Annotated in this window: 20 protein-coding genes; 3 read left to right on the forward strand and 17 right to left on the reverse strand. The window is 45.6% G+C overall.

Annotated features, from left to right (window positions below):
* Positions 1-61 precede the first annotated feature (61 nt).
* Entirely contained in the window at positions 62-1,324 is a 1,263-nt protein-coding gene (locus V6D41_RS04015; protein ID WP_333517348.1) for an NAD(P)/FAD-dependent oxidoreductase, read from the forward strand.
* Between the two features lie 190 nt (positions 1,325-1,514).
* Positions 1,515-3,047 (forward strand): glycine betaine transporter OpuD, encoded by a 1,533-nt coding sequence (gene opuD, locus V6D41_RS04020; protein ID WP_148962375.1) that lies wholly within the window; start codon positions 1,515-1,517, stop codon positions 3,045-3,047.
* A 40-nt stretch (positions 3,048-3,087) separates the two neighbouring features.
* Here opuD and V6D41_RS04025 read toward each other — a convergent pair whose 3' ends face one another.
* The 6 genes from V6D41_RS04025 to rmgP form a co-directional block, all read right to left on the reverse strand.
* The gene (locus V6D41_RS04025) at positions 3,088-3,270 is read right to left on the reverse strand and encodes a sporulation protein Cse60 (protein ID WP_087992855.1); all 183 of its coding nucleotides are present in this window, start codon (positions 3,268-3,270) and stop codon (positions 3,088-3,090) included.
* A 67-nt stretch (positions 3,271-3,337) separates the two neighbouring features.
* A complete protein-coding gene (locus V6D41_RS04030; protein ID WP_333517349.1) occupies positions 3,338-4,003 on the reverse strand; it encodes a YesL family protein in 666 nt (221 codons plus the stop codon).
* A 20-nt stretch (positions 4,004-4,023) separates the two neighbouring features.
* Positions 4,024-5,310, reverse strand: coding sequence for a Gfo/Idh/MocA family protein (locus V6D41_RS04035; RefSeq protein WP_333517350.1), 1,287 nt, complete (start codon positions 5,308-5,310; stop codon positions 4,024-4,026).
* 11 nt (positions 5,311-5,321) lie between these two features.
* Complete coding sequence (locus tag V6D41_RS04040; RefSeq protein WP_333517351.1) at positions 5,322-5,825, reverse strand: lipoprotein YteS; 504 nt, start codon at positions 5,823-5,825, stop codon at positions 5,322-5,324.
* On the reverse strand, positions 5,822-6,943 hold the full coding sequence (rmgQ, locus tag V6D41_RS04045; RefSeq protein ID WP_333517428.1) for an unsaturated rhamnogalacturonyl hydrolase: 1,122 nt from the start codon (positions 6,941-6,943) through the stop codon (positions 5,822-5,824). Before rmgQ ends, V6D41_RS04040 begins: the two co-directional genes overlap by 4 nt.
* A gap of 7 nt (positions 6,944-6,950) precedes the next feature.
* Positions 6,951-7,916: a polygalacturonan/rhamnogalacturonan ABC transporter permease gene (gene rmgP, locus V6D41_RS04050; RefSeq protein WP_333517352.1), complete on the reverse strand. Its 966-nt coding sequence runs from the start codon at positions 7,914-7,916 to the stop codon at positions 6,951-6,953.
* Between the two features lie 216 nt (positions 7,917-8,132).
* Between rmgP and V6D41_RS04055 the strand changes: the two genes are divergently transcribed.
* Positions 8,133-10,448, forward strand: a complete 2,316-nt coding sequence (locus tag V6D41_RS04055; RefSeq protein ID WP_333517353.1) for a helix-turn-helix domain-containing protein — start codon at positions 8,133-8,135, stop codon at positions 10,446-10,448.
* A 34-nt stretch (positions 10,449-10,482) separates the two neighbouring features.
* Here the strand turns inward: V6D41_RS04055 and V6D41_RS04060 are convergent, their stop codons facing one another.
* From V6D41_RS04060 to V6D41_RS04110, 11 genes are all read right to left on the reverse strand, one after another.
* Entirely contained in the window at positions 10,483-11,979 is a 1,497-nt protein-coding gene (locus V6D41_RS04060; RefSeq protein ID WP_333517354.1) for an extracellular solute-binding protein, read from the reverse strand.
* 23 nt (positions 11,980-12,002) lie between these two features.
* Positions 12,003-12,863, reverse strand: a complete 861-nt coding sequence (locus tag V6D41_RS04065) for a carbohydrate ABC transporter permease (RefSeq protein ID WP_333517429.1) — start codon at positions 12,861-12,863, stop codon at positions 12,003-12,005.
* Positions 12,864-13,071: 208 nt separating this feature from the next.
* Complete coding sequence (locus V6D41_RS04070) at positions 13,072-13,833, reverse strand: NAD-dependent epimerase/dehydratase family protein (protein WP_333517355.1); 762 nt, start codon at positions 13,831-13,833, stop codon at positions 13,072-13,074.
* 75 nt (positions 13,834-13,908) lie between these two features.
* A complete protein-coding gene (locus V6D41_RS04075) occupies positions 13,909-15,096 on the reverse strand; it encodes a cytochrome P450 (protein ID WP_333517356.1) in 1,188 nt (395 codons plus the stop codon).
* A 67-nt stretch (positions 15,097-15,163) separates the two neighbouring features.
* Entirely contained in the window at positions 15,164-16,171 is a 1,008-nt protein-coding gene (gene bioB, locus V6D41_RS04080; protein WP_087992865.1) for a biotin synthase BioB, read from the reverse strand.
* Between the two features lie 2 nt (positions 16,172-16,173).
* Positions 16,174-16,869 carry a dethiobiotin synthase gene (gene bioD / locus V6D41_RS04085; protein ID WP_333517357.1) on the reverse strand — a complete coding sequence of 232 codons (696 nt, stop codon included), beginning with the start codon at positions 16,867-16,869 and terminating at the stop codon, positions 16,174-16,176.
* Entirely contained in the window at positions 16,866-18,035 is a 1,170-nt protein-coding gene (gene bioF / locus V6D41_RS04090) for an 8-amino-7-oxononanoate synthase (protein WP_333517358.1), read from the reverse strand. Before bioF ends, bioD begins: the two co-directional genes overlap by 4 nt.
* The gene (gene bioA / locus V6D41_RS04095) at positions 18,025-19,371 is read right to left on the reverse strand and encodes an adenosylmethionine--8-amino-7-oxononanoate transaminase (RefSeq protein WP_333517359.1); all 1,347 of its coding nucleotides are present in this window, start codon (positions 19,369-19,371) and stop codon (positions 18,025-18,027) included. The genes bioF and bioA overlap by 11 nt, the downstream gene beginning before the upstream one ends.
* The gene (gene bioW, locus V6D41_RS04100; protein WP_333517360.1) at positions 19,361-20,122 is read right to left on the reverse strand and encodes a 6-carboxyhexanoate--CoA ligase; all 762 of its coding nucleotides are present in this window, start codon (positions 20,120-20,122) and stop codon (positions 19,361-19,363) included. Before bioW ends, bioA begins: the two co-directional genes overlap by 11 nt.
* A 199-nt stretch (positions 20,123-20,321) precedes the next feature.
* The gene (locus V6D41_RS04105; RefSeq protein WP_333517361.1) at positions 20,322-20,822 is read right to left on the reverse strand and encodes a hypothetical protein; all 501 of its coding nucleotides are present in this window, start codon (positions 20,820-20,822) and stop codon (positions 20,322-20,324) included.
* 88 nt (positions 20,823-20,910) lie between these two features.
* Positions 20,911-21,810, reverse strand: coding sequence for a dienelactone hydrolase family protein (locus tag V6D41_RS04110; protein ID WP_333517362.1), 900 nt, complete (start codon positions 21,808-21,810; stop codon positions 20,911-20,913).
* Positions 21,811-21,893 lie beyond the last annotated feature (83 nt).

Here is a 21,893-nt window from a genome sequence, read left to right on the forward strand (position 1 = left end):
ATAATAGTACTGCGGGCGGGGTGTCCGCAGACGAAACAGAAAAAGAAAGTTGATGATAAAGATGAAACAGTATGACGTTATCGTAATCGGCGGAGGCCCTTCAGGTTTGATGGCCGCAATTGCAGCAGGAGAACAGGGCGCTGATGTTTTACTGATAGATAAAGGAAATAAGCTAGGCCGGAAACTCGCGATTTCCGGGGGCGGCCGCTGCAATGTGACGAACCGCCTTCCTGTGGAAGAAATTATTAAGCACATTCCAGGCAACGGCCGTTTTTTATACAGCGCGTTTTCTGAATTTAATAATGAAGACATTATCAAGTTTTTTGAAAATCTCGGCATTCAATTGAAGGAAGAGGATCACGGCCGGATGTTTCCTGTGACAGACAAAGCGCAAAGTGTCGTCGACGCGCTGTTAAACAGGCTGAAACAGCTGCACGTAACCATTCGAACGAACGAGAAAATTAAATCTGTCATCTATGAAGATGAACAGACAGCAGGGATTGTGACGAATAACGGCGAAATGATCCATAGCCAGGCAGTCATTATCGCTGTCGGCGGTAAAAGTGTGCCTCATACCGGAAGCACGGGAGACGGCTATGAATGGGCTGAAGCTGCAGGCCATACGATTACAGAGCTGTTCCCGACAGAGGTTCCCGTCACATCTTCCGAACCGTTCATTAAGCACAAAACACTTCAGGGCTTATCACTTAGAGATGTTGCCGTCAGTGTGTTAAATAAAAAAGGCAAACCGGTCATCACACATAAAATGGACATGCTGTTTACCCATTTCGGCCTCTCAGGACCGGCCATTCTCAGATGCAGCCAATTTGTCGTGAAAGAGCTGAAAAAACAACCGCAAGTGCCGATCAAAATTGATCTGTATCCTGATATCAATGAAGAAACGTTATTCCAAAAGATGTATAAAGAACTGAAGGAAGCACCGAAAAAAACCGTTAAAAACGTGCTGAAGCCTTGGATGCAGGAGCGCTATCTTCTATTCTTGCTCGAAAAAAACGGCATCTCTCCGAACGTATCGTTTTCCGAGCTGCCAAAGGAGCCTTTCAGACAATTTGTAAAGGACTGCAAGCAGTTTACCGTACTCGCAAACGGCACACTGTCTCTTGATAAGGCATTCGTCACAGGCGGCGGGGTATCTGTAAAAGAAATTGACCCGAAAAAGATGGCTTCTAAAAAAATGGAGGGGCTGTATTTGTGCGGTGAAATTCTGGATATCCACGGCTACACAGGGGGATACAATATTACCTCCGCCCTTATCACAGGAAGGCTTGCGGGGCTCAATGCCGGTCGCTTTGCCCGCTCTTGACCAGACCTTTCAATTTTTTACAAAACGCTGAACATTTGAAAATTCTCCGCATTCATGGTACGGTGAGACTTGTTTTGTTTCACCTGATTGCGGGGTAATTTTAAGAGAGGAATGATCTGCCATCGTACGACCATACTAAGCCTGCGAGCAAGATATAGGCGTACACAAAAAATTTAGAGGGTGAGAATATTTGAAAAATATATCTAGTGTATTTTGGATTGTGATTGTGATCACAGCTGCTGCTGTATTGTGGGGCGTTGTGTCTCCTGACAGCCTGCAAAACGTAACCCAATCCGCGCAAGCTTTTATCACCAATTCGTTTGGCTGGTATTATCTTTTAGTTGTCTCATTATTTGTCGGGTTCTGTCTCTTTTTGATTTTCAGCCCGATCGGAAAAATTAAACTCGGTAAGCCCGATGAAAAACCGGAATTCGGGTTATTATCATGGTTTGCCATGCTGTTCAGCGCAGGCATGGGGATCGGCTTAGTATTCTACGGTGCGGCTGAACCGATCAGCCATTACGCAATTAGCTCTCCATCAGGTGAAACAGAAACCCCCCAAGCCTTCAGAGATGCGCTCCGTTATACGTTTTTCCACTGGGGTCTGCACGCTTGGGCCATCTATGCCGTTGTGGCATTATGCATTGCATATTTCCAATTCCGAAAAGGCGCTCCTGGATTAATCAGCAGCACGCTGTCACCGATTCTCGGTGATAAAGTAAACGGCCCGATCGGAAAACTGATTGACTGTATCGCTGTTTTTGCCACAGTCGCCGGGGTAGCGACAAGCCTTGGTATCGGGGCAACTCAAATCAACGGCGGATTGAATTACTTATTTGGTATACCAAATAACTTTCTCGTTCAATTTATTTTGATCGCTGTTGTTACTATCCTTTTCTTGGTTTCTTCGTGGTCCGGACTCGGAAAAGGCATTAAGTATTTGAGCAACACCAACATGGTATTAGCTGGACTGTTAATGCTGTTTGTGCTGTTTGCCGGGCCTACCGTATTGATTATGAACTCTTTTACAGATTCTATCGGACAGTATATACAAAACATCGTGCAAATGAGCTTTAGACTGGCGCCGTACGATCCTGAGAAACGTGAATGGATTAACGGCTGGACGATTTTCTATTGGGCATGGTGGATTTCCTGGTCTCCATTTGTGGGCATTTTCATCGCCCGGGTATCCAGAGGACGGACGATCCGTGAATTTTTAATTGGTGTCTTGGTAACACCATGTATTCTCGCGTTCCTATGGTTCTCTATCTTTGGCGTATCGGCTATGGATATTCAGCAAAAAGGCATCTTCAATGTAGCGAAACTGTCAAGTGAAACGATGCTGTTTGGAACACTCGACCACTATCCGCTGACGATGCTGACATCTATTATGTCATTGATCCTGATCGCTGTGTTCTTTATCACGTCTGCCGACTCCGCAACATTTGTGCTCGGTATGCAGACGACATACGGTTCATTGAACCCGGCCAATTCAGTAAAATTCAGCTGGGGCATCATTCAATCTGCTATGGCTGCTGTCCTCCTTTATTCCGGCGGACTTTCCGCTTTGCAAAACACAGCTATACTCGCGGCGCTGCCGTTTTCTATCGTCATTCTGCTGATGATTGTCGCTCTTTATAAATCATTGGCAAAAGAAAGAAAAGAGATTAGAAAAGCAGAGAAGCTTCAGAAACCGAGAAGCCCGAGAGTGAAAAAGGCTTAATCACAAAAAAGATCTTTCCGCTTGTGCGGGAAGATCTTTTTTATTTGCGATATAGAATAAGGGCGGAAAAACAGTAAAGCTGCTCGCCGTCTGGGTCGCACGCCGCCGAAACCGTATATTTGATATCAATCAGCTGTTCCTCCGCTATCCCTTTTAAAAACGAATTAATTTCCGTCTGTAAGTCTTTTTCATGCTCTTCATCAAATACCGCCACCTTCAGCATCTTATCCGCTCTCCTTTCTCTATCAATCTATTCCGCTTGGAACAGCGTTATGATAGAGAAATCTTGATTACCTCGTCTCCGGATAAAAAGCCCGTTTATGGCGTTTCTTCTGCGGCTCATCTTCTTGCCGCTCCACTTTGAGGAGCACGGCATAAACAATTCGCATATGACAGTAGCTGATCAGGCTGACGCTGAAAAAAGGGACAATGCCGGGCAGGTACGCAAGCAAGAAAAAGAGAGCGACAGTCAGCGCCAGCATGACGAGCGTATATTGCAAATACGCCACACTGAGCAAGAGCGAAAACTTCACATACAGACGTTTTTTCCATTCAAAATGGACAAGCAGCGGAAATACATAAAATAGCATGGATACGAACAAAAAGCCAAATATCATAATGGCAAAGCGGAGGACATGCAGAAGGAAATGGCTCGGATAAATAAAAGCCAAATCGATATAAATAACCAAACCGATGATCACCAGTACAGCGCCGATCAGATTTGAACGGAGAAATTCAGCCTTGTATTCTCGCCAAAACGTTTTTAAAACAGGGATGTTATCCTGCCCCTGAACCCATTTCCGCATGACAGCGAATAAAGCCGCGGTCGCGGGCATGATGCCGAACAGCCCGAGACCGATCACCGTAAAAAACAGCCAAAGCAAGTTTGTATACGCAAATCTCATGATCCACTCACAAAAGCTCAGCACCCGCCCCATTGAACCATCATGCTCCACGGCGGTCCCTCCTTTTCGCATTACACATTTTGCATCTGAAACAGCCTCTTAATGTTGATCGGCTTCTTTTCGGCAACCGAGCGCCACATCCCCTCACCAACCGCGATGGAATAAGCTCCTGCTTCAGCTCCGGCTAAAATGTCATAACGGCGCAGCGGGTCTTTTCCTAAAAAAAGATCCTCAAGCAATAACGGATCACCCCCGCCGTGCCCGCCCTCGTTTTTGACCACTTGTATCGTCTGCTTTGATTCAAAAAGCGGATAGTATTCAATCGTCTGCTCAGGAAAAGCAAACGGAATTCTGGAAGGCTCGTGAAATTCATTTGATTCGATACGCCCTTTTGTGCCATTGATCGTCAGCCGGTAGCCTTCATACGGGGCGGAAAATATGATCGAGTAGCTTAAGAGCGCACCTCCGTCATATTTGACAGCCGCCACGTACGTATCCTCAATGTCAATCTCCTCGTCAAAAATACACGCGTCAGGCCTGTACGCTGTATACAAGCTGGACTGGTCTCCCGCTTGAAGATGATCATCCTTTACAGAGGCTATAGAAGAACGAGAATGCCATCTTGAATAGTAATGACATTTTTCTTTGACCCCGCACGTCCCACAAAAACGCCCGTCTTCTTCCGGCAGCGGGTTCCACTCACTGTCCGCCCCATAGTAATTCAAGGCGCCATAAGCAAATACCTCAACCGGTTTTTGCCCGAGCCACCAATTGACGAGATCGAAGTGATGTGTTGATTTATGGACAGAAAGACCGCCGGAAAATAGCCTCGACCGGTTCCAGCGTTTAAAATAACTGGCACCGTGATACGTATCAATATACCAATTCAAATCAACAGAGGTGACCCTGCCTATTTTTCCATCCAGAATCATTTCTTTCATTTTCCGATGAAACGGGCTGTAGCGATAGTTAAACGCGACGGTGACTTTCCCTTTGCTTTTCGCCTCCGCCTCAAGCACCCGATTCGCATCCCGCACCGTCGTCACCATTGGTTTTTCTGTCATCACATCCGTATCCCACTGAAGGCTTCTTAAGATATATGTGACATGTGTGTCATCCCTGCCTGCCACAATGACAATATCAGGCTTTGAAACACACATCATCTCATCAAAAGCATCTGCGTTGTACTCCGGTACGTGGGCAAGCTCGGGAAACCTCTTCTTGCAAACGGCAAAACGCTTTGGATCGGCATCCAGCAATCCCGTAATCTCATATTGTGTTGAAAACCGCTCCATCAGCGGTTTGATAAACATACTGAGCGCTCTGCTGCTCACTCCGCAAATGACGATGTTCTTCAATGTCCTCACCTCTATCGGGCTTCAGTTAGTTGGGAAATCAGCTGCAGCGCTTCCTCTGTTTTTTTAGCGTACACAGGGATAAACGCCGCCATATTGCGATTCAATCGAAAAGAATAGCCGTTCAGCTGTTTTTTCCCTTTTTTGATCTGAACGGCATAGACCGTTTTTTCTCCTGTTTTTTGATCAACAGTTGTATAGGGAGATGTTTTTTCAGGCGGCAATCCGTCTAACGGCTGAAAATTTTCCGGATCATCATACGCTTGAAACATGTCTTCAGGCACGATGAAAACATCTCCCTCACGAGCGGTGATTTCAGTCAGCAGTTTTTCCGGAAAGGCTGGAAAGATATCCACCTTCCCGGCCTTCTGCCCAGCGGCCTCTTTTATGTTTTCCTGTACGCCAGCCTGCATATCAGAAAAGAGGATGACATGCAATCCGTCCTTCCTGCTTGAGCATGATGCCAAAAAGAGAATTGAGATGATCACACACAAAGCCGTACGTGTACTTGGTATCATTTCCCCGCTGACCTAAAAAGAGGCTCCAGCTCTGTCATGGCCAAAATAAACGCACCGGCCCCATGCAGGTCATTTATGCTTCTTTCGCGGCTGACATAATAGTCATAGAAACCGGCCGACGTGCCGACACATATATCTTTGACAAGAAACGCACCGTCTTCTGCCATCTCGGTTTTCTGCTGAATCAAACCTTGATACGCTTTGAACAGTGTTGTTTCGTAAGCTCTGTCAAGATATCCTTTATTGATTCCTTTCGCGATTGCGTACATGTACAGACAGGATCCTGAGCTTTCCAGCCAGTTATCGGCTCTGTCGCCTTTGTCAACGATCTGGTACCATAATCCCGACTCCTTGTCTTGATAGCGGCAGATGCTTTCGATCATGTCCTGTAGCGTTTTTTTCCACACGTGACGGTTTGGATGCTTCTTCGGCAGCTCTTCAATCATGTCAGCAAGAGATATCACGTACCAGCCGATAGAACGCGCCCAGAATTCCGGAGAACAGCCTGTCTCTTCATTGGCCCAAGGCATTTTTTTCGCTTCATCCCAAGCGTGATAAAAGAGCCCGGTTTTTGAATCCTTTGTATGCTTTCTCATCAGCGACTCCTGAAGCACGACCTGATCAAACAACTCCGGCTCCTGCTTCAGATTGGCATATTTCAGCGCGAACGGCCCGCCCATGTATAAGCCGTCAAGCCACATTTGGTAAGGGTAGCCGTCCTTGTGCCAAAAACCATCCTCAGACGTCCGGTTCAGTGTCCCATACAAGCCGCGCAGCCTTTTTGCCGCTTTGACATACCGCTCATCCTTCGTCGTTTCGTATAATGGAAAAAGAAGAAGGCCCGCTTGAATGGCATCGAGCTCATCTCTTCTAAATAATAGATTTCCATAATCATCAATTAAGAGATCTGCATAGGCCTTCACATACTCAAAATACCCCTTTTGCCCGGTTGCTTCCCACAACCGCAATACCCCGCATAAGAAAACACCCTGATGGTAGTGCCAGCGGTTTGCAGGCGGCAGCTCCTTCACTGTGTACGTGTCCATAATGGTGTTTGCCAATGCCTCCGCGTACGTAAGAGGTGATTTTACGGCGATTGATTGATCCATTGATCCCATCCCTTTCTTAATAGATTCCTTCCTCGCCAAATTTCTTCGCCAAACGATTCGCAAGCATAACCAAAATCAGCCCGACCGCCGCTTTAAAGACGCCGACTGCTGTACTGTAGCTGAATTGGCCCTGTTTCAGCCCCGCAGTATAAACGTACGTATCAAAAATTTCCGCCACTTCCCTATTTGTCGCATTTAACAGTAAATACACATGCTCGAAGCCAAGCTCCAGCGTATCCCCGATTTTTAAAATCAGCAAAACGACGATGACACTTTTGATGGCGGGCAGCGTAATATGCCACATTTGCCGCAGCCGTCCCGCTCCGTCCATTTTCGCCGCTTCATACAGCTGAGGGTCAACCGCTGTAATGGCCGCAAGATAAATGATCGTCGACCAGCCCGCTTCCCTCCAGATGACCTGCAGAATATACAAGGGCCGGAACCATTCTTCATTCAGCAGAAAATTGATTTTTTCGCCGCCAAAAAACACAATCAGCTCATTAATCAAGCCTCCGTCTACCGTTAAAAGCACAAACGAAAGCGATACAACGATGACCCAAGACATAAAATGCGGAATATAAATCAGCGTCTGAACAAATTTTTTAAAGAGAGCCAGCCGCACTTCGTTTAATAGAAGCGCCAGCAGAATCGGCACCGGGAAAAATATAACCAGGTTTAAAGCAAATAACACGAGCGTGTTTTTTAACAGGAGAAAAAATGTAGGCTCTGTAAACAGCCTGATAAAATGCTTCAGCCCGACCCATTCGCTGCCCAAAATGCCGAGAAACGGCTGATAATCCTGAAACGCAATCACAATTCCCCACATCGGGACATACTTGAATAGCAAAAAATAAATACAACCCGGCAAAATCATCATATACAAATATTTCTGCTGGACCAGCTTGTTTAGTAAGCGCTTTCTTTTTTCTTTTTTTAAAATGACTGCATCAACAGCCGGCACTTGCGCTTCTGCTGTTTTCATCTTTCCCAAGCCTCCTCTCACGGGTTCTTGCATTCACTGTAGCGCAGCAGGCAAAAGTCCGTCTACAATCATATGATCACATCCTGTCTTATCCCTTTATGATCAAGGATTCAGCCATTCCATCTGAAAAAAAGACACCAATATTAGAAAATGATTATTGACAATATCTATCAATCTTTGGATTAATTGTATTAAGGTGAAAGCCGATGTTATGAAATGGGGGGTTTTATGAAAAGAAGCCAATACAAGTTTTATTACAAACTGATCACGTTTTTCTGTCTGCTCAGCACCATTCCGGTCATTCTGGTCGGATTGTTTTCGTACGAGCACTCGCAGAAAACGGCTATCTCCAACGTTTCGGAAGAAAAACTCGACACACTCCAGCAGACCCAGCAAAGCATCGAGCATATATTAAAAACCGTCGATCACTCTTTAACCCACTATGTGAGTTCGCCGCCTCTCCTTCGCACACTGTCCGAGCCTTTGCACTCTGATCAATTTCAAATCTATAACCAAGTGAACCAAGAGCTCAACTACCTGCAAAGCTTCGATACCGACCTGTCCAACATGACGCTAGTCAGCTATATGAAACAATGGTACATGAACAATTCCGGCTTGTACCGTTTGAATACAGACTCTCTTCATGAAGCAGCCGAAGCATACACGACACACAAAGCGAGCCGCTCGTATTGGACGCTTGAAGAAAACAATCATTTAATTTCGACAAAGGAAGGGACCTCAGAAAACTGCCGCTACAATATCAATTTAATTAAACAGCTTCCTCTGAACAGCACAAATACAAAGGGATTGGCCGCCGCAAGCATCCCGAGCTGTTCGCTTGTCAAAAACATGCCCGACTATTCAAATGCCAATAACCTGTTTATCATTAATGAAAAAGGCCGCATCATCCTGCATAACAACATGTCTGACATCGGTGAATCTCTTCAGAACGACGACTTTGTCCAAAAAATGCTGGCGCAGACCGCCAAAAGCGGGCAGTTTGAAACCGTTATTGACCGGATTCATTATAAAGTCACCTATCAAAGATCCGACTATAACACATGGACTTATTTCTCTCTCGTTTCCTTGCCTGAACTAAAAAAAGAAGCCAAGTCAATCGGCTGGATCACTTTTACGGTATGCTTTGTTTTGTTAGCGCTTTCATTATTGTTCTCTTGGCTTGGCTCCCGCCATTTTTACAAACCGATCCGTCTGCTTTACGAATCAATCGCAAGGCATGGTGCCATACCAGAAAAACAGCCGCCTCAAAATGAATTTGAGTTAATTGAACAGAGCTTTATGCAGCTGAAGGACAGAAATGACGACCTTGAAGAAACGATGAAACAGCAGGCGACTCATCTGCAGCAATATTTTATGGTCAGGCTCATGCTTGGAAAACTGACGGATGAGGAGGTCAATAACCGTTTTGAAAGCCTTGGTTTAAAGCAAAATTGGCGGCATCTCGCCCTGCTCGTGCTTCAAATTGATTCGCTGAATCATACGCCTTATGAGAAAAAAGATATGGATCTGCTTTTGTTTGCCGTCAACAGCATGATTGAGCGAAACATCCCGGCGGACAAACATCTCGCACCCGCTGTCGTTGACAAACAGCAGGCAACGATTTTGATCAATCAAAACGGGACAAAGGAAGCATTCATGGCTGAGCTGAATGAGACTGCAAGGATGATACAGGATAAGGCGGAAGCGGAGCTGCAGCTGTCTGTCAGCATCGGCATCAGCCAGCCGTTTGATGCGCTGGTAAACGCGAATACAGCCTATGCAGAAGGATCAGAAGCGTTGAAATACCGGCTCAAAGCGGAAAACAAATCGATTATCTTTTACGAAGATCTTGACCAGAAAAAAACCTTCAACACCCATTTTCCAAAACAGCTTCAGCATGAGCTGTTTGATGCCGTAAAAGAGGGGGACAAGGAGAAAGCGGACATATGCCTGCACGCAATTTTGCAATCGATCTTCACCCAAAACACCAATCCGTACCAATTCCAAATCGCAATCGCCCGCTTTTTGAACCATGTGATTGAACTGATGCATGTGCTCGGGATCGAATTGTTTGAGTTTGAAGAAAATAAAATGCTGTACGATCAAATTTTCGAGCTGAAAACGTTCGAGGATACCGAAAACTGGCTCAAGAATGAGTTCATTGATCCGATGACAGACAAAGTGAACGCCCGCGCGGATGCCCAGTACAAAAACATTTCCGACAATATCATTCATATCATCCACCATGAGTTTGAATCCGATTTGACATTGGATGAAATCGCCCGCAGGCTGCATTACAACCCAAACTATTTAAGCAGCATATTCAAAAAAGAAATGGGTATTTCATTCAGCGATTATGTCTCCGGCTACCGCCACCATATGGCGAAAAGCTGGCTTGCCGAAACCGACATGGCGGTAAAAGACATTGCCGAAAAACTAAAATACAAAAACTCGCAAAATTTTATCAGGTCATTTAAAAAGCTGGAGGGGATTACACCGGGAAACTACCGCCAGCAAAAAAGAAGCATGTAAAAAACCCAAAACTGCGTTTTGGGTTTTTTACATGTTATTTTGCCTGTTTAAACGCTTCTTCGTATTCCTGAATAATCTGCTTCCCGCCGCTTGATTCCCATTTTTCCACTTCTTTATCAAACTGGCTTTCTGTGATGTCTCCAATTATATATTTATAGGTCGCGTCATCAATGATTTTCTTCAGTTCATCTCCCCGTTCCGACTCCGCGGCGGAATACAAGCTTTCAGCAGGGTTTGAGACGATAATCTTTTCATTATCTTCCGTCAGCTCCTCGTACGCCGTCCGAAGCGGATCCCCAGTGTTTTTTAAGAAGGCTTTATCAATAGCGATTAAGGCGGACAACGGCTGAATATCAGTCTGCCAGTCTTTCACTTGGCTTTCCTTGCGTGTGAACGTTTTGCCCTCTCCTTTGTTGTAATGAACGCCGTCAATACCGTAAGTCATCAGGCTATAGACGTCTTCTTCAGCGGCTCGGTCGAAAAACGCCAAAATCCTTTTAAGCTCCGCTTCTGTTTTCACACTCGTTTTCGGGAAAGCAAACACGCCGTTATGGCCCCCTGATGCCCACACCCGCTCTTTCCCATCCGGGCCTTTTATGCGGTTGATGATCTCAAGGTCCATAGACTTATCAGAGGCATGGTCGCGCAGATTGACCGCATCTACCATATTCCCAATGTATATGCCGGCTTTTCCTTGAGAAAACAGCTCCTGCTGCTGGGTTTTGCTTGTGACGGGAAAATCCTTATTCATATAGCCGTTATCACGCAGTTTTTTCATGTAGTTCATTGTGTCTTTGTATTCCTGCGTCATGAAATCAGGCGTGAACTTGCCGCCTGATTCCTTCCAGTCTGTCGGCATGCCTTCATACGAGCCAAGTGTTTTAAACGCGCCGTAAATGAAGTCATTGCGGTCTGTCAGTCCGAATGTATCGTCTTTCCCATCCTTATCCGGATCGTCCTCCGTAAACGCTTTGGCCACTTCATAAAGCTCATCAAGCGTTTCCGGCGTTTTCAAATTCAAATTGTCCAGCCAGTCCTTCCGAATGACGATCCCTTGTCTGGAGAGCGGACGTTGTCTGTATATCCCGTAGAGCTTGCCGTCGATCGTCACGTTTTTATTAATAAGTTTGTTCATTTTGCTTAAGTTGGGGTAATCTTTGATATAATCGCTAATTTCCCAAAACATTCCTGATCTGAAGGCATTCATGACTGACGAATTTTTAATATCCTGGATGGTCACGATTTGCGGAAGATTGCCGGCTGCAAGCGCCGCATTCAGCCTGTCTTCTTTCACCGCGTCAGGAACCCAGGTGATGTCCAGTTCTGTATTTGTCAGCTTTTCAATTTCTTTAATCGCCCTGTCTTTCGGCGGCTGCTGGTGATACAAAATCGCCATCCAAGACAGCTTTACCTTAGAATCCGAGTCAGCTTTACCCTCAGCCGAAGACTGATCAGCCCCTTTACAGCCCGCCATCACTCCGCCGAGTGCAAATACAAGCACAAGCAAAAGCACCCTCCATTTGTTTCCCATCGTACCCCTCCGTTTCATATTCATTATCCTTTGACAGATCCCAGCAAAGCTCCTTTTGCAAAATGCTTTTGTATAAAAGGATAGACAAGCAGAACCGGGATGGTCGCCACCACTATGACCGCCATTTTGATAGTTTGCTCGGGCGGCGGGCTGCCCGACCCCATTTCTGACATATCCCCCTGCATCCCGCTTGATACAATTACGATTTGGCGCAGAAGCACCTGAATCGGCCATTTTGCTGAATCATTTAAGTACAAAATCGCTGTCATATACGTGTTCCAATACGTGACCGCATAAAATAGTGAAATCGTTGCGATCGCAGGAAGAGACAGCGGCAGCACAATTTTAAAGAAAATGCCCAGGTCATTGCACCCGTCAATTTTCGCAGACTCTTCCAGGCTTGACGGGATATTTTGAAAGAAGTTTTTCAGAATGATCAGGTTAAAGGCATTAATGGCTGTCGGCAAAATGAGCGCCCAGTAAGAATCGAGCAATCCTAGCGATTTGACCACAAGGAAAGTCGGAATCATGCCGCCGCTGAAAAGCATCGTAAATACGACGAGAAACATGAGCGGCTGCCGGCCGATTAACTCGCGGCGGGATAACCCGTAAGCCATCAGGGAAGAAAGAAACATGCTGACCGCAGTGCCTACCACTGTCACAAACACAGAAACAAGCAAACTCTTATAAATAATATCTGTTGAAAAAATGTAACGATAAGCATCTAGCGAAAAAGTAGACGGTATTAAAATGAATTTTTTCGACACAACTTCTTCTACTGTGGCGAAGGATGCCGCGATGACATGAATAAACGGAAGTACGCATATTAAAGCGAACATCAGCAAAAACCCGTAAATCAAAATATCAAACAGGCGACTTTTCAGTGAATGTGCGATAGCTCCCACCTCTCTTTTGTAAGCGTTATCATTCTTTTTCAAACGAGCTGCAGCACGTGACGATATCGTGTCTAAAATGTAGCAAATCTGTCATTGCCATGTCTATAATCATTTGAACAGAGTCCCCGGTCTGGCGGGGACTCTCGTGAAGGAAAAGCCGATGATAAAAGAAAAAGAGCATAATCTTAGAAAATGATTATGCTCCGTTCTCTTCCTCTTCCAGAAGTTCGGATGTATTGATTTGGGGCGAAAAACCGAGTTCGTTAACAGCGGATGCAATAGACCACGGCCGGCCCTGGTTGTCAGAGACGGCGTAATACGTGCCGTACCGGATATTGGTTTCAATGGCGGCTTTGAAAATCGACAGCAGATCAGGATGAGAAAGCAGTGTCTTTTTCGTCCGTTCTTTTTCATGCAGCGTATCCATTTCATCTGTGACGACTGTTCCGATTCGAAGGTTGATTACTGAAAGTTTATTTTCCAAATAAAATAAATGGCCGATCTGTTCAGAGGTCAGCTTTAATACACCGTACAAGTTTTTTGACAGCGGATAATCGCTTGTTGTGATCTCACGTCCTAAGAGCGAATGCCCGTCTTTTTCATACACATCTGTCACATGATTGCTGCTGGCGAACACGAGCTTTTGAATGCCGAGCTCCGCTGCGGCGCGGCACAAGTAATAGCTTGCCCTATAGAAAACATCCGTCATTTTCTCAAATTCATTGATGTCCATGACATCGTATTTGATTTTAACAGCCAATAAATTCAAGATCACATCTGTATCTTTCGGAATCTTCTTCAACAGCTCCCCATAATTTGCCGCGTCAGCCTGAATGGAAGAAGCTTTGCCATCGAAATGATCTTTATCAAGCACTGTCACTTCATAATCTGCTGTAAGCCCTTCAGCCAGCAGTCTCCCAATCACACCATTTCCGCCGGCGATCAGCACTTTTTTCACTGTGTTCACTCCCCTTTTTTATAGATTGCCCATTCTCGGCGGGGTTGACACTTTTTTTGGCACTCACATGCTGGTTTAGTCAAAAGTCACTGGCAGCTCTTCAAGCGCCCGAAAGCCAAAAAGCGGCCGGTATCGGCATTCAGAAACAGCGAGCTTAAGACCGGTCATTCGCTGCAGCAGGGTATGAATCGCAATTTGTGCTTCTAATCGTGCCAGCGAGGATCCTATGCAAACATGATGGCCATGTCCGAATGAGAGGTGCGGATTAGGGTTTCTGGTTATATCGAAGACATCTGCCTGCGTGAATATGTTTGGATCTCGATTGGCAGCCCCTAATAGAAGATAGATTTGTTCCCCTTGACGGATCGTCACCCCGCTAATGTCAATATCTTCTGAGGCAACTCTGGCTGTCATTTGCGTGGGGCTCTCATAGCGTAAACATTCCTCAATTGTGGTACCGATCAGATCAGGGTTTTCTTTTAGCTTCAAAAGCTGTTCTGGATGCCGCAGCAGACAAAGGATTGAATTGCTGATAAGATTGACCGTTGTCTCATGTCCGGCAATCGCCAGGAGTATGCACGTAGATGCCGCTTCCTCTTCCGTCATCTTATTCTTTTCTGTCCCATTCAAAAGCATGCTGATCATATCCTGTTTAGGATGGCGTTTCCGCTTTTGAATCAGCTCTCTAAAATATGCCATAGCCTGTACAGCGATATGATTGCCCTCTGTTAAAGCCTTTCTTGACCGGGTAAAATCAATTGTTTGAACGAGACTTGAAGCCCATTCTTTTAATTGCTCCCTATCTTCGGCCGGCACACCTATCATGTTAGCAATGACGTAGCTTGCCAAAGGAAAAGCAAAGTCCGAAATGACCTCCATCTTTTTTTCACCTTGCACTTGATCAAGCAAATAGTGGACAGTTTCATCGATATACGGGCGATAGCACGCTGACATTCTCGGGGTAAACGCTCCGCTGGCCATCGTCCGCAACCGCCTATGATCAGGCTGATTCTGAAACAGCATCATTTGATTTTGTACATGTTTAAGATCTTGATATTTGATTGACGTTTCCGGCAGCGGAGCACGAACTTTGAATCTCGCATCTTTTAAAATAGCTGCCGTTTCTTCATATCCTGTGACATACCAGCCCGGATATTTCAAGAAACTCCCTTTATATATAGGATGGACAGCGCGCATTGTTTCGTAAAAAGGATATGGATTTTTCAAAAACTCAGATGATGCAGCTGAAAATGCAATTGTCATATGATCTTCTCCTTTCTGTCAAAAATAAAAGCAATCGACATCACACCGATTGCTTTTATTGATTCTTTCAGCTTTTCGCGCTTAAACTGGCCTTCATTTCTTCGACTGATTCGACTTCAAAACCTAAATCACTCAGCATTTTATGGTCCTCCGTCTCCTCCTGTCCGGCAGTTGTTAAGTAATCTCCGACAAAAATGGAGTTAGCGGCGTAAAGACCCAATGGCTGCAATGAGCGTAGATTGACCTCTCTTCCTCCGGAAATGCGGATTTCTTTTGACGGGTTGATAAAACGGAACAGCGCCAGCACTTTTAAACAATACAGCGGATTTAATTCGTTAACGCCTTCTAATGGCGTGCCGTCAATCGCATGTAAAAAATTCACCGGAATGGAATCCGCATCAAGGACCTTCAAGCTTTTGGCGATGTCGATGACGTCCTGTTTCGTCTCCTTCATTCCGATAATGGCGCCTGAACACGGAGACAGCCCTGATTCTTTTGCCACTTCAACCGTATTGACCCTGTCATCGTATGTATGTGAAGTCGTGATGTTGGAATGGTTTCTCTGTGACGTATTCAAATTATGGTTATAGCGGTCTACTCCGGCTTCTTTCAGCCGCTTCGCCTGCTCCGGCTTTAACAGCCCGAGACACGCACAAACCTTAAGTCCATACGTCTCTTTAATTTCCTGCACCGCGTCTACGACCTGATCCACTTCTCTGTTGGACGGCCCCCTGCCGCTTGCCACGATACAATATGTGCCGATATTCAGATCGTGCGCCCGCTTTGCGCCTTCGAGAAGCGTATCCTTATTCACCATTCGGTAAGCCTGAATCGGCGCTTTCGAAATCGAAGACTGTGAACAATAGCCGCAGTTTTCCGGACAGAGTCCCGATTTCGCATTCATAATCATATTGAGCTTTACTTTTTTGCCGTAAAAGTGTTTTCTGATTTGAAAAGCTCCATGCATCAAAAGCAAGATGTCTTCATCTGGACAGTTTAATATCGAAAGCGCTTCTTCGTTGGTCACTTCTGTTCCAGCCAGCACCCGGTCTGCGAGTTCCATCCATTGATTCATTCTCATACCCCCACTTGATTCATCAGTAATGATAGATTGATATGGTCTTTTACCATATGTAGAACGGTTTCTTTCGTCACACTGGCAAGCTGTGGCGTAACCCCTAAAATCGGCACACCGCATAAGCGCTCAATCATTTCAGGATTGGTTTTTTCATCATCAGCAGGAGAAGCACTGATTCCATTGATGACAATTCCGGCGATTGGCAGACCCATGCTTTTTGCATATTGGACAGTTAAAAATGTATGATTAACCGTCCCAAGATGAGGACGTGCCACAATGATCATGGGAAGCTGCAGCGCTTTTATGACATGGCTGACTAAAAAATCCTCTCCCAACGGCACAGAAATACCGCCCGCACCTTCTACGATGAAGCATTCATGTTTTTCTCTTATCCGCTCCCAATGGCTTAAGACCTCTTCCATGGTGACAGCCTTTCCCTCCAGCTTCCCTGCAACGTATGGTGCAAGCGGCGCTTTGAAGGCAAAAGGTGTAATGTCTTCCTGAGAAAGACTCGTCTGCGACATAGACTTCAGCAGACTTGTATCGCTATCCGGATGATGGCGAGATATGCCGCTTAAAAATGGTTTAAACACCCCGACATCTCTGTTATGTTCTCGTAATAAAGCGGCAAGACCGCTAGATATAACCGTTTTCCCCACTTCTGTATCTGTTCCTGTCACAAAAAAACCCCTCAAATGATGTGCAGCTCCTTTCCAATGGAATGAAATGTTGTCAGCAAATGATCAATATCACTCATTCTGTGGTCAGCGGTGATTGTTAATCTGATCCGGCTTTCACCTGGCGCAACGGTCGGCGGCCGAATGGCCGGGGCATAAATCCCCTTGTCCTGCAGCTTTTCAGCAAATGTGACCGTTTTTCGAGCATCGCCGATGACCACAGGAATAATCGGCGTGTGATCCCCTTTTACCAAATACCCCATGTCCTTCAGACTGGTTCTGATCATGTTGATATCAGAAAATAAAAGCTGCCGTTTTTCCCTGCTGGCTTCAATGATGTTGAAAGCTTCATAAGCAGCCGCACAGCTGGCTGGCGGAATGGCGGTTTGAAAGATAAATGTTCTGGCATGGTTGAGCAAAAAGTCGATGGCGACCGCTGAACCTGCGGCGAAACCTCCCTCTGCGCCAACCGCTTTGCTTAAGGTGCCGATCACAATGTCAGGACAAACGCCAAAGTATTCACTCGTTCCCCCTCCCGAATCACCCAAAACACCTGTGGCGTGGGCATCATCAACGATCACGAAGGCATGATAGCGTTTCGCAAGCGAGATAATCTGATCAAGAGGGGCAATCGTGCCATCCATGCTGAAGACCCCATCTGTTACGATAAAACGGTGCTGATAACGCTGTGTTTCGTTCAGCTTGTTTTCAAGATCATCCATATCAATATGCCGATAAACAACTGTATCAGCCTTAGACAGCCGGCAGCCATCAATGATACTCGCATGATTTAATTGATCACTTAAAATGACATCTTCCTTTTCCGGCAATGATGAAAGGACACCGGCATTGGCCAAATAACCGCTCGAAAACAGCAAAGCCGCTTCCGTACGTTTAAAGCCGGCAATCTTTTTTTCAAGCTTTTCATGCCAAACCGAATTGCCTGTCGTTAAACGTGATCCGCTGCTTCCCGCCCCATATTGCTGCAGTACTTCTTGGGCCGCAGAGATCAAGCGGCTATGGCTTGCGAGTCCTAAATAATTGTTTGAGGACCAGACCGTTTGATTCTTGCCGTTCATTTTCCTCTCTGGAAACGGAGCCCCATTCATTGCCCGCAAATTACGGTATACGCCGGCTGCCTTCACTCTGTCTAACCGCTCGTTTAACCAGGCGTCAAGCTTCAAGGCTTGTAACCTCTTCGATCGCTTGTTTCATAATGTCAATCATTTCAGCGAGCTCTTCAGCTGTGCTGGCGAGAGGAGGCAGAAATGCAATCACGTCCCCAAGCGGCCTTGTCAGCATGCCAAGCTCTCGCATTTTTAAGGAAACTTTGTATCCGACCCGCCGATCAGCAGGATAAGGCTTTTTGCTTTCCTTTGATTGAACAAGCTCTGCGCCGCACATAAAGCCCAGCTGCCGAATATCCCCCACATGAGGAAGAGCGTACAGATCTTGAAGAAGGAAATGGAGCTTTTCACTTTTTTGCGCTACTTGTTCCACAATGTTTTCAGATTCAAATAATGCCAGATTTTCTAGCGCAACCGCACATCCTAACTGATTTCCCGTATAGGAATGGCCGTGGAAAAAGGTTTTTTGTTTTTCATAATCACCATAGAATGCTTTATAGATGTCTTCAGTCGCAAACGTAACGGCGATTGGCAAATAGCCTCCCGTAATGCCTTTGCCGGCAGCCATCAGATCAGGCTGGACATGCTCGTGCTCACACGCAAACATTTTTCCGGTACGGCCAAAACCTGTAGCGACTTCATCAACGATCATTAAGACATCGTATGTTGTACATAGCTTGCGCACACCCGCCAAATATCCTTCCGGCATCACAATCATACCGGACGCTCCTTGAACCATTGATTCAATGGAAAGCGCGGCAATTTCCCCGTGATGTTCCTCGAGCAGCTGTTCAAGCTCTCGCAGGCATTCATCACGGCACTCGTCAGGATCACCGCTTTCAGAGCGGTACACATAAGGAATCGGAGCTTTGTAGCTATCAAACATTAACGGGCCGTATACGTGGTGGAACAGCTCAATTGAACCGACACTGACGGCGCCAATCGTATCACCGTGATAGCCATTTTTCATTGCAATAAATGTTTGTTTCTCAGGCCTTCCGATGTTCTTCCAATATTGAAACGCCATTTTCAAGGCGATTTCCATCGCTTCTGCACCGCTGTCTGAATAAAAGACCCGCGTAAGGTTTTTCGGGCTGATGTTGATTAATGTTTCGGCAAGCTGGGTTGCAGGAACATTGGTCATGCCCAATAACGTGGAGTGCGCGATTTTTCCGAGCTGTTTTTTTATGGCTTCATCTAATTCCTTTTTGCGGTGCCCATGGACATTAAGCCAAACAGAAGAAAAACCGTCATAGTATTCCTTGCCGTTTATGTCTTTGACTTTGATTCCATTGCCGCTTTCGATGATTAATGGGTTTTCATCATAATCTTTCATTTGGGTAAATGGCAGCCAAAGGTGCTTTTTACTGTTTTCTATCAAATCATGAGTCATGGTCTTCCTCCCACTCTATCAAAATAGGCTGTTTCTCCAGTTCATGTATGTACGTGTTGACATCTTCAGAGCCATCAATAAAAAAGATGCGGCAGCCCTCTTCAATCCCGTATTCTTTCATTGGTGTAATACGCTGATAGCCCATTTTTTTACCCGCAACGTAGCCTGTTATGTAATCAGGGTCATCTGACCAGCATAATTCCGCAATGGTTATCGGGTGCCGGCTAACCTTTGAAGCAAGTGCAAGAGCTTCTTTTATTCTTGGATGTGCCGGCACGTGAAAGCGACTCGCCCATTTTTCAAAATTGGCGTCCGTCCAATCTATTCTGGACACCCGCGTTTGATCAACCCGCTTCCCTGAGTGAATATCAAACACAACTGCTCCTCTGACACCCGACCATTCAGGGATTTGTTCATATGCTTTTTCAATCATTTCCCGTGAAACGCCTTCTCTTTCCAGTAACAATCGGGCAAGCACTTGTCCCTCTTCCGGGGAGCTCACTTCGTGTGTATGAACTGGCAATGGCTGAATAGCTTTAATCGGTTCATGAACCTCTTCGAATTGTATTTGCATAAAATCCGGTTTTCCTCTTGAATGGGATAATCCTTTTTCTAATAAGGCATTGACTGTGCGCTTCATCTCATGAAATGGAATAAGCCGTTCTCCGCCGGATATATGCTTTCCGCCATCCTCATGAGATCCATTCATAGAAGCCCTCATTCTGACACTATAAAATGATTCTTCTTGCATCCCATCTCGCCCTTTCACTGATAACTGAAGAACGTATATCATATCCTATTCTAATTGTTAACCCATTATAAATAAAAGTTAACAATTAGAATATTATTATTCACATATGATTCTGTCAATATAAGAAATCTTCATTTTGTTTTGAGGCTGATTGTTGAAACGAGCAAAAAGACCGTTTTACAGTAAAACGGCCCTAGCCTTAAATGTCTATTCCTCTTTGTTTTTTACGATTTCGATACTTAATGAACAAGCCGATCCCATTTACCATCACCAGCCCAAAAATCGTATTGCCTAACGGCGCCCAGCCATTCTCGCCTGTGAAAAATAAGGAGAGGGCCACCTTCCCAGCGAGTGTCACATTCAATAGGATTAAACCAAATACAAGCGACCGCTTCCAGAAAGCAGCCAAAATAAAACCGAGAAAAACCATCATGAAAGAAATTGTTAAAACAGCCGAGACCGGACTGCTTAAAAGCATTTGCTCGAATTCGAGCACTTTTTGCATTTGCAAGTGAATCTTCTTAGGTTCTGGAAACCAGACCATACTGCTCATCATCAATACAAAAGTGATGATGATGCCTTTCCAGCTGCGCTTATACGCAGCATAAACCAATACGAGTAAAAAGAGGGGACGAATATACCAGCTTAATGGATTGAGATGCCTCCGGAAAGCCCAATCCAATATGTCTTGTAGTTCCATAAGCACCACTTCCCTCGCTCATTCATGAAATTTGGTGCGTTTCTGACAAAACGTTTTAACCTGCTCCCTTCCGTCGATTTCCAATCATTCATAGATACTTTTGCAAAAAACAGACAGCTTCATGCCTCATGACGGCCGTTTCGAAATGCCCTGAAGCGGAACGGGCCACCCGATAACAATCAGAAGCTCCCTGTTCAGCATACACAGCTGACAATTCTTTTTCGATTTTGTTCACACCCTCAGCCGGCGTTAACCGGTCGTGTGCACCAACAAGGCTAAGGTGCGGGCGCGGCGCGATCAGGCTTTGGATTTCAGATGCGGAAAAATATGTTGCAAGCGACGGGACGTAATAATAAAAGCCGTGCCGGTCAAGGTTCTGTGTTTTCATCAGCACATGATGATCTACCTGGCTGCACAAATCCACACACACCTTGATCCGGTCATCGAGCGCCGCTGTCCACCACGCCATCAACCCTCCCATAGACATGCCGATCGTTCCGATTCTGTCAGGCTGAACATCAGGGCGAGACTGCATATAATCTAGCGCTCTTAAACTGTCATAAATCATCATGCCCCACATCACTCTTCCGGTAAGAAGCATTTCTTTAAAAATCTCGCTTTCCGCTTTTCCCCGCCGATCTCCAAACCCCCAATGATCAATCGCAAGCACGCTATACCCGAGAGAAGTCAGCTCACTGGCAAAAGAAGGCGCTTTTAAGTAGTCTGCTCCTTCAATCAGTTCACTTTTTCCCTTGTCATACCGCCCCCCATGCGAATGCTGAAACAATACGGACGGACACTGTCCATCTGCGGACTCCGGCTTCACAAAATAAGCAGGCACCTTTTCATGTCCGTTTAAGTCGAGCAGGAGCGTTTCAATGATATTTCCTTCTCTTTCTTCAATACGTAATGTCTCCGCCCTAATTTGCCTCCGATCAGGCAAATCTCCAAGCAATCGAAACAGCTGCTTTCTTCTCTCCTCTCTCATTCCATCATCCTTCCTTATTCGCTTACTTCACATTTACGAGACAGAACTGATTTACCCTTTATTTTTTCAAACTAAATCGCATC

Source organism: Bacillus sp. 0102A, from assembly GCF_036765155.1.
Lineage (GTDB): Bacteria > Bacillota > Bacilli > Bacillales > Bacillaceae > Bacillus > Bacillus subtilis_G.

Excerpts from the sequence above, each read along its gene's own strand:
- bioB (WP_087992865.1), bottom strand. The coding sequence starts at position 16,171 with ATGAATCAATGGATGGAACTCGCAGACCGGGTGCTGGCTGGAACAGAA.
- rmgP (WP_333517352.1), bottom strand. The coding sequence starts at position 7,916 with ATGAAAACAGCAGAAGCGCAAGTGCCGGCTGTTGATGCAGTCATTTTA.
- V6D41_RS04060 (WP_333517354.1), bottom strand. The coding sequence starts at position 11,979 with ATGGGAAACAAATGGAGGGTGCTTTTGCTTGTGCTTGTATTTGCACTC.
- V6D41_RS04015 (WP_333517348.1), top strand. The coding sequence starts at position 62 with ATGAAACAGTATGACGTTATCGTAATCGGCGGAGGCCCTTCAGGTTTG.
- V6D41_RS04110 (WP_333517362.1), bottom strand. The coding sequence starts at position 21,810 with ATGAGAGAGGAGAGAAGAAAGCAGCTGTTTCGATTGCTTGGAGATTTG.
- bioA (WP_333517359.1), bottom strand. The coding sequence starts at position 19,371 with ATGACTCATGATTTGATAGAAAACAGTAAAAAGCACCTTTGGCTGCCA.
- rmgQ (WP_333517428.1), bottom strand. The coding sequence starts at position 6,943 with ATGGGATCAATGGATCAATCAATCGCCGTAAAATCACCTCTTACGTAC.
- V6D41_RS04055 (WP_333517353.1), top strand. The coding sequence starts at position 8,133 with ATGGGGGGTTTTATGAAAAGAAGCCAATACAAGTTTTATTACAAACTG.
- bioW (WP_333517360.1), bottom strand. The coding sequence starts at position 20,122 with ATGCAAGAAGAATCATTTTATAGTGTCAGAATGAGGGCTTCTATGAAT.
- V6D41_RS04040 (WP_333517351.1), bottom strand. The coding sequence starts at position 5,825 with ATGATACCAAGTACACGTACGGCTTTGTGTGTGATCATCTCAATTCTC.
- V6D41_RS04025 (WP_087992855.1), bottom strand. The coding sequence starts at position 3,270 with ATGCTGAAGGTGGCGGTATTTGATGAAGAGCATGAAAAAGACTTACAG.
- V6D41_RS04105 (WP_333517361.1), bottom strand. The coding sequence starts at position 20,822 with ATGGAACTACAAGACATATTGGATTGGGCTTTCCGGAGGCATCTCAAT.
- V6D41_RS04075 (WP_333517356.1), bottom strand. The coding sequence starts at position 15,096 with ATGACAATTGCATTTTCAGCTGCATCATCTGAGTTTTTGAAAAATCCA.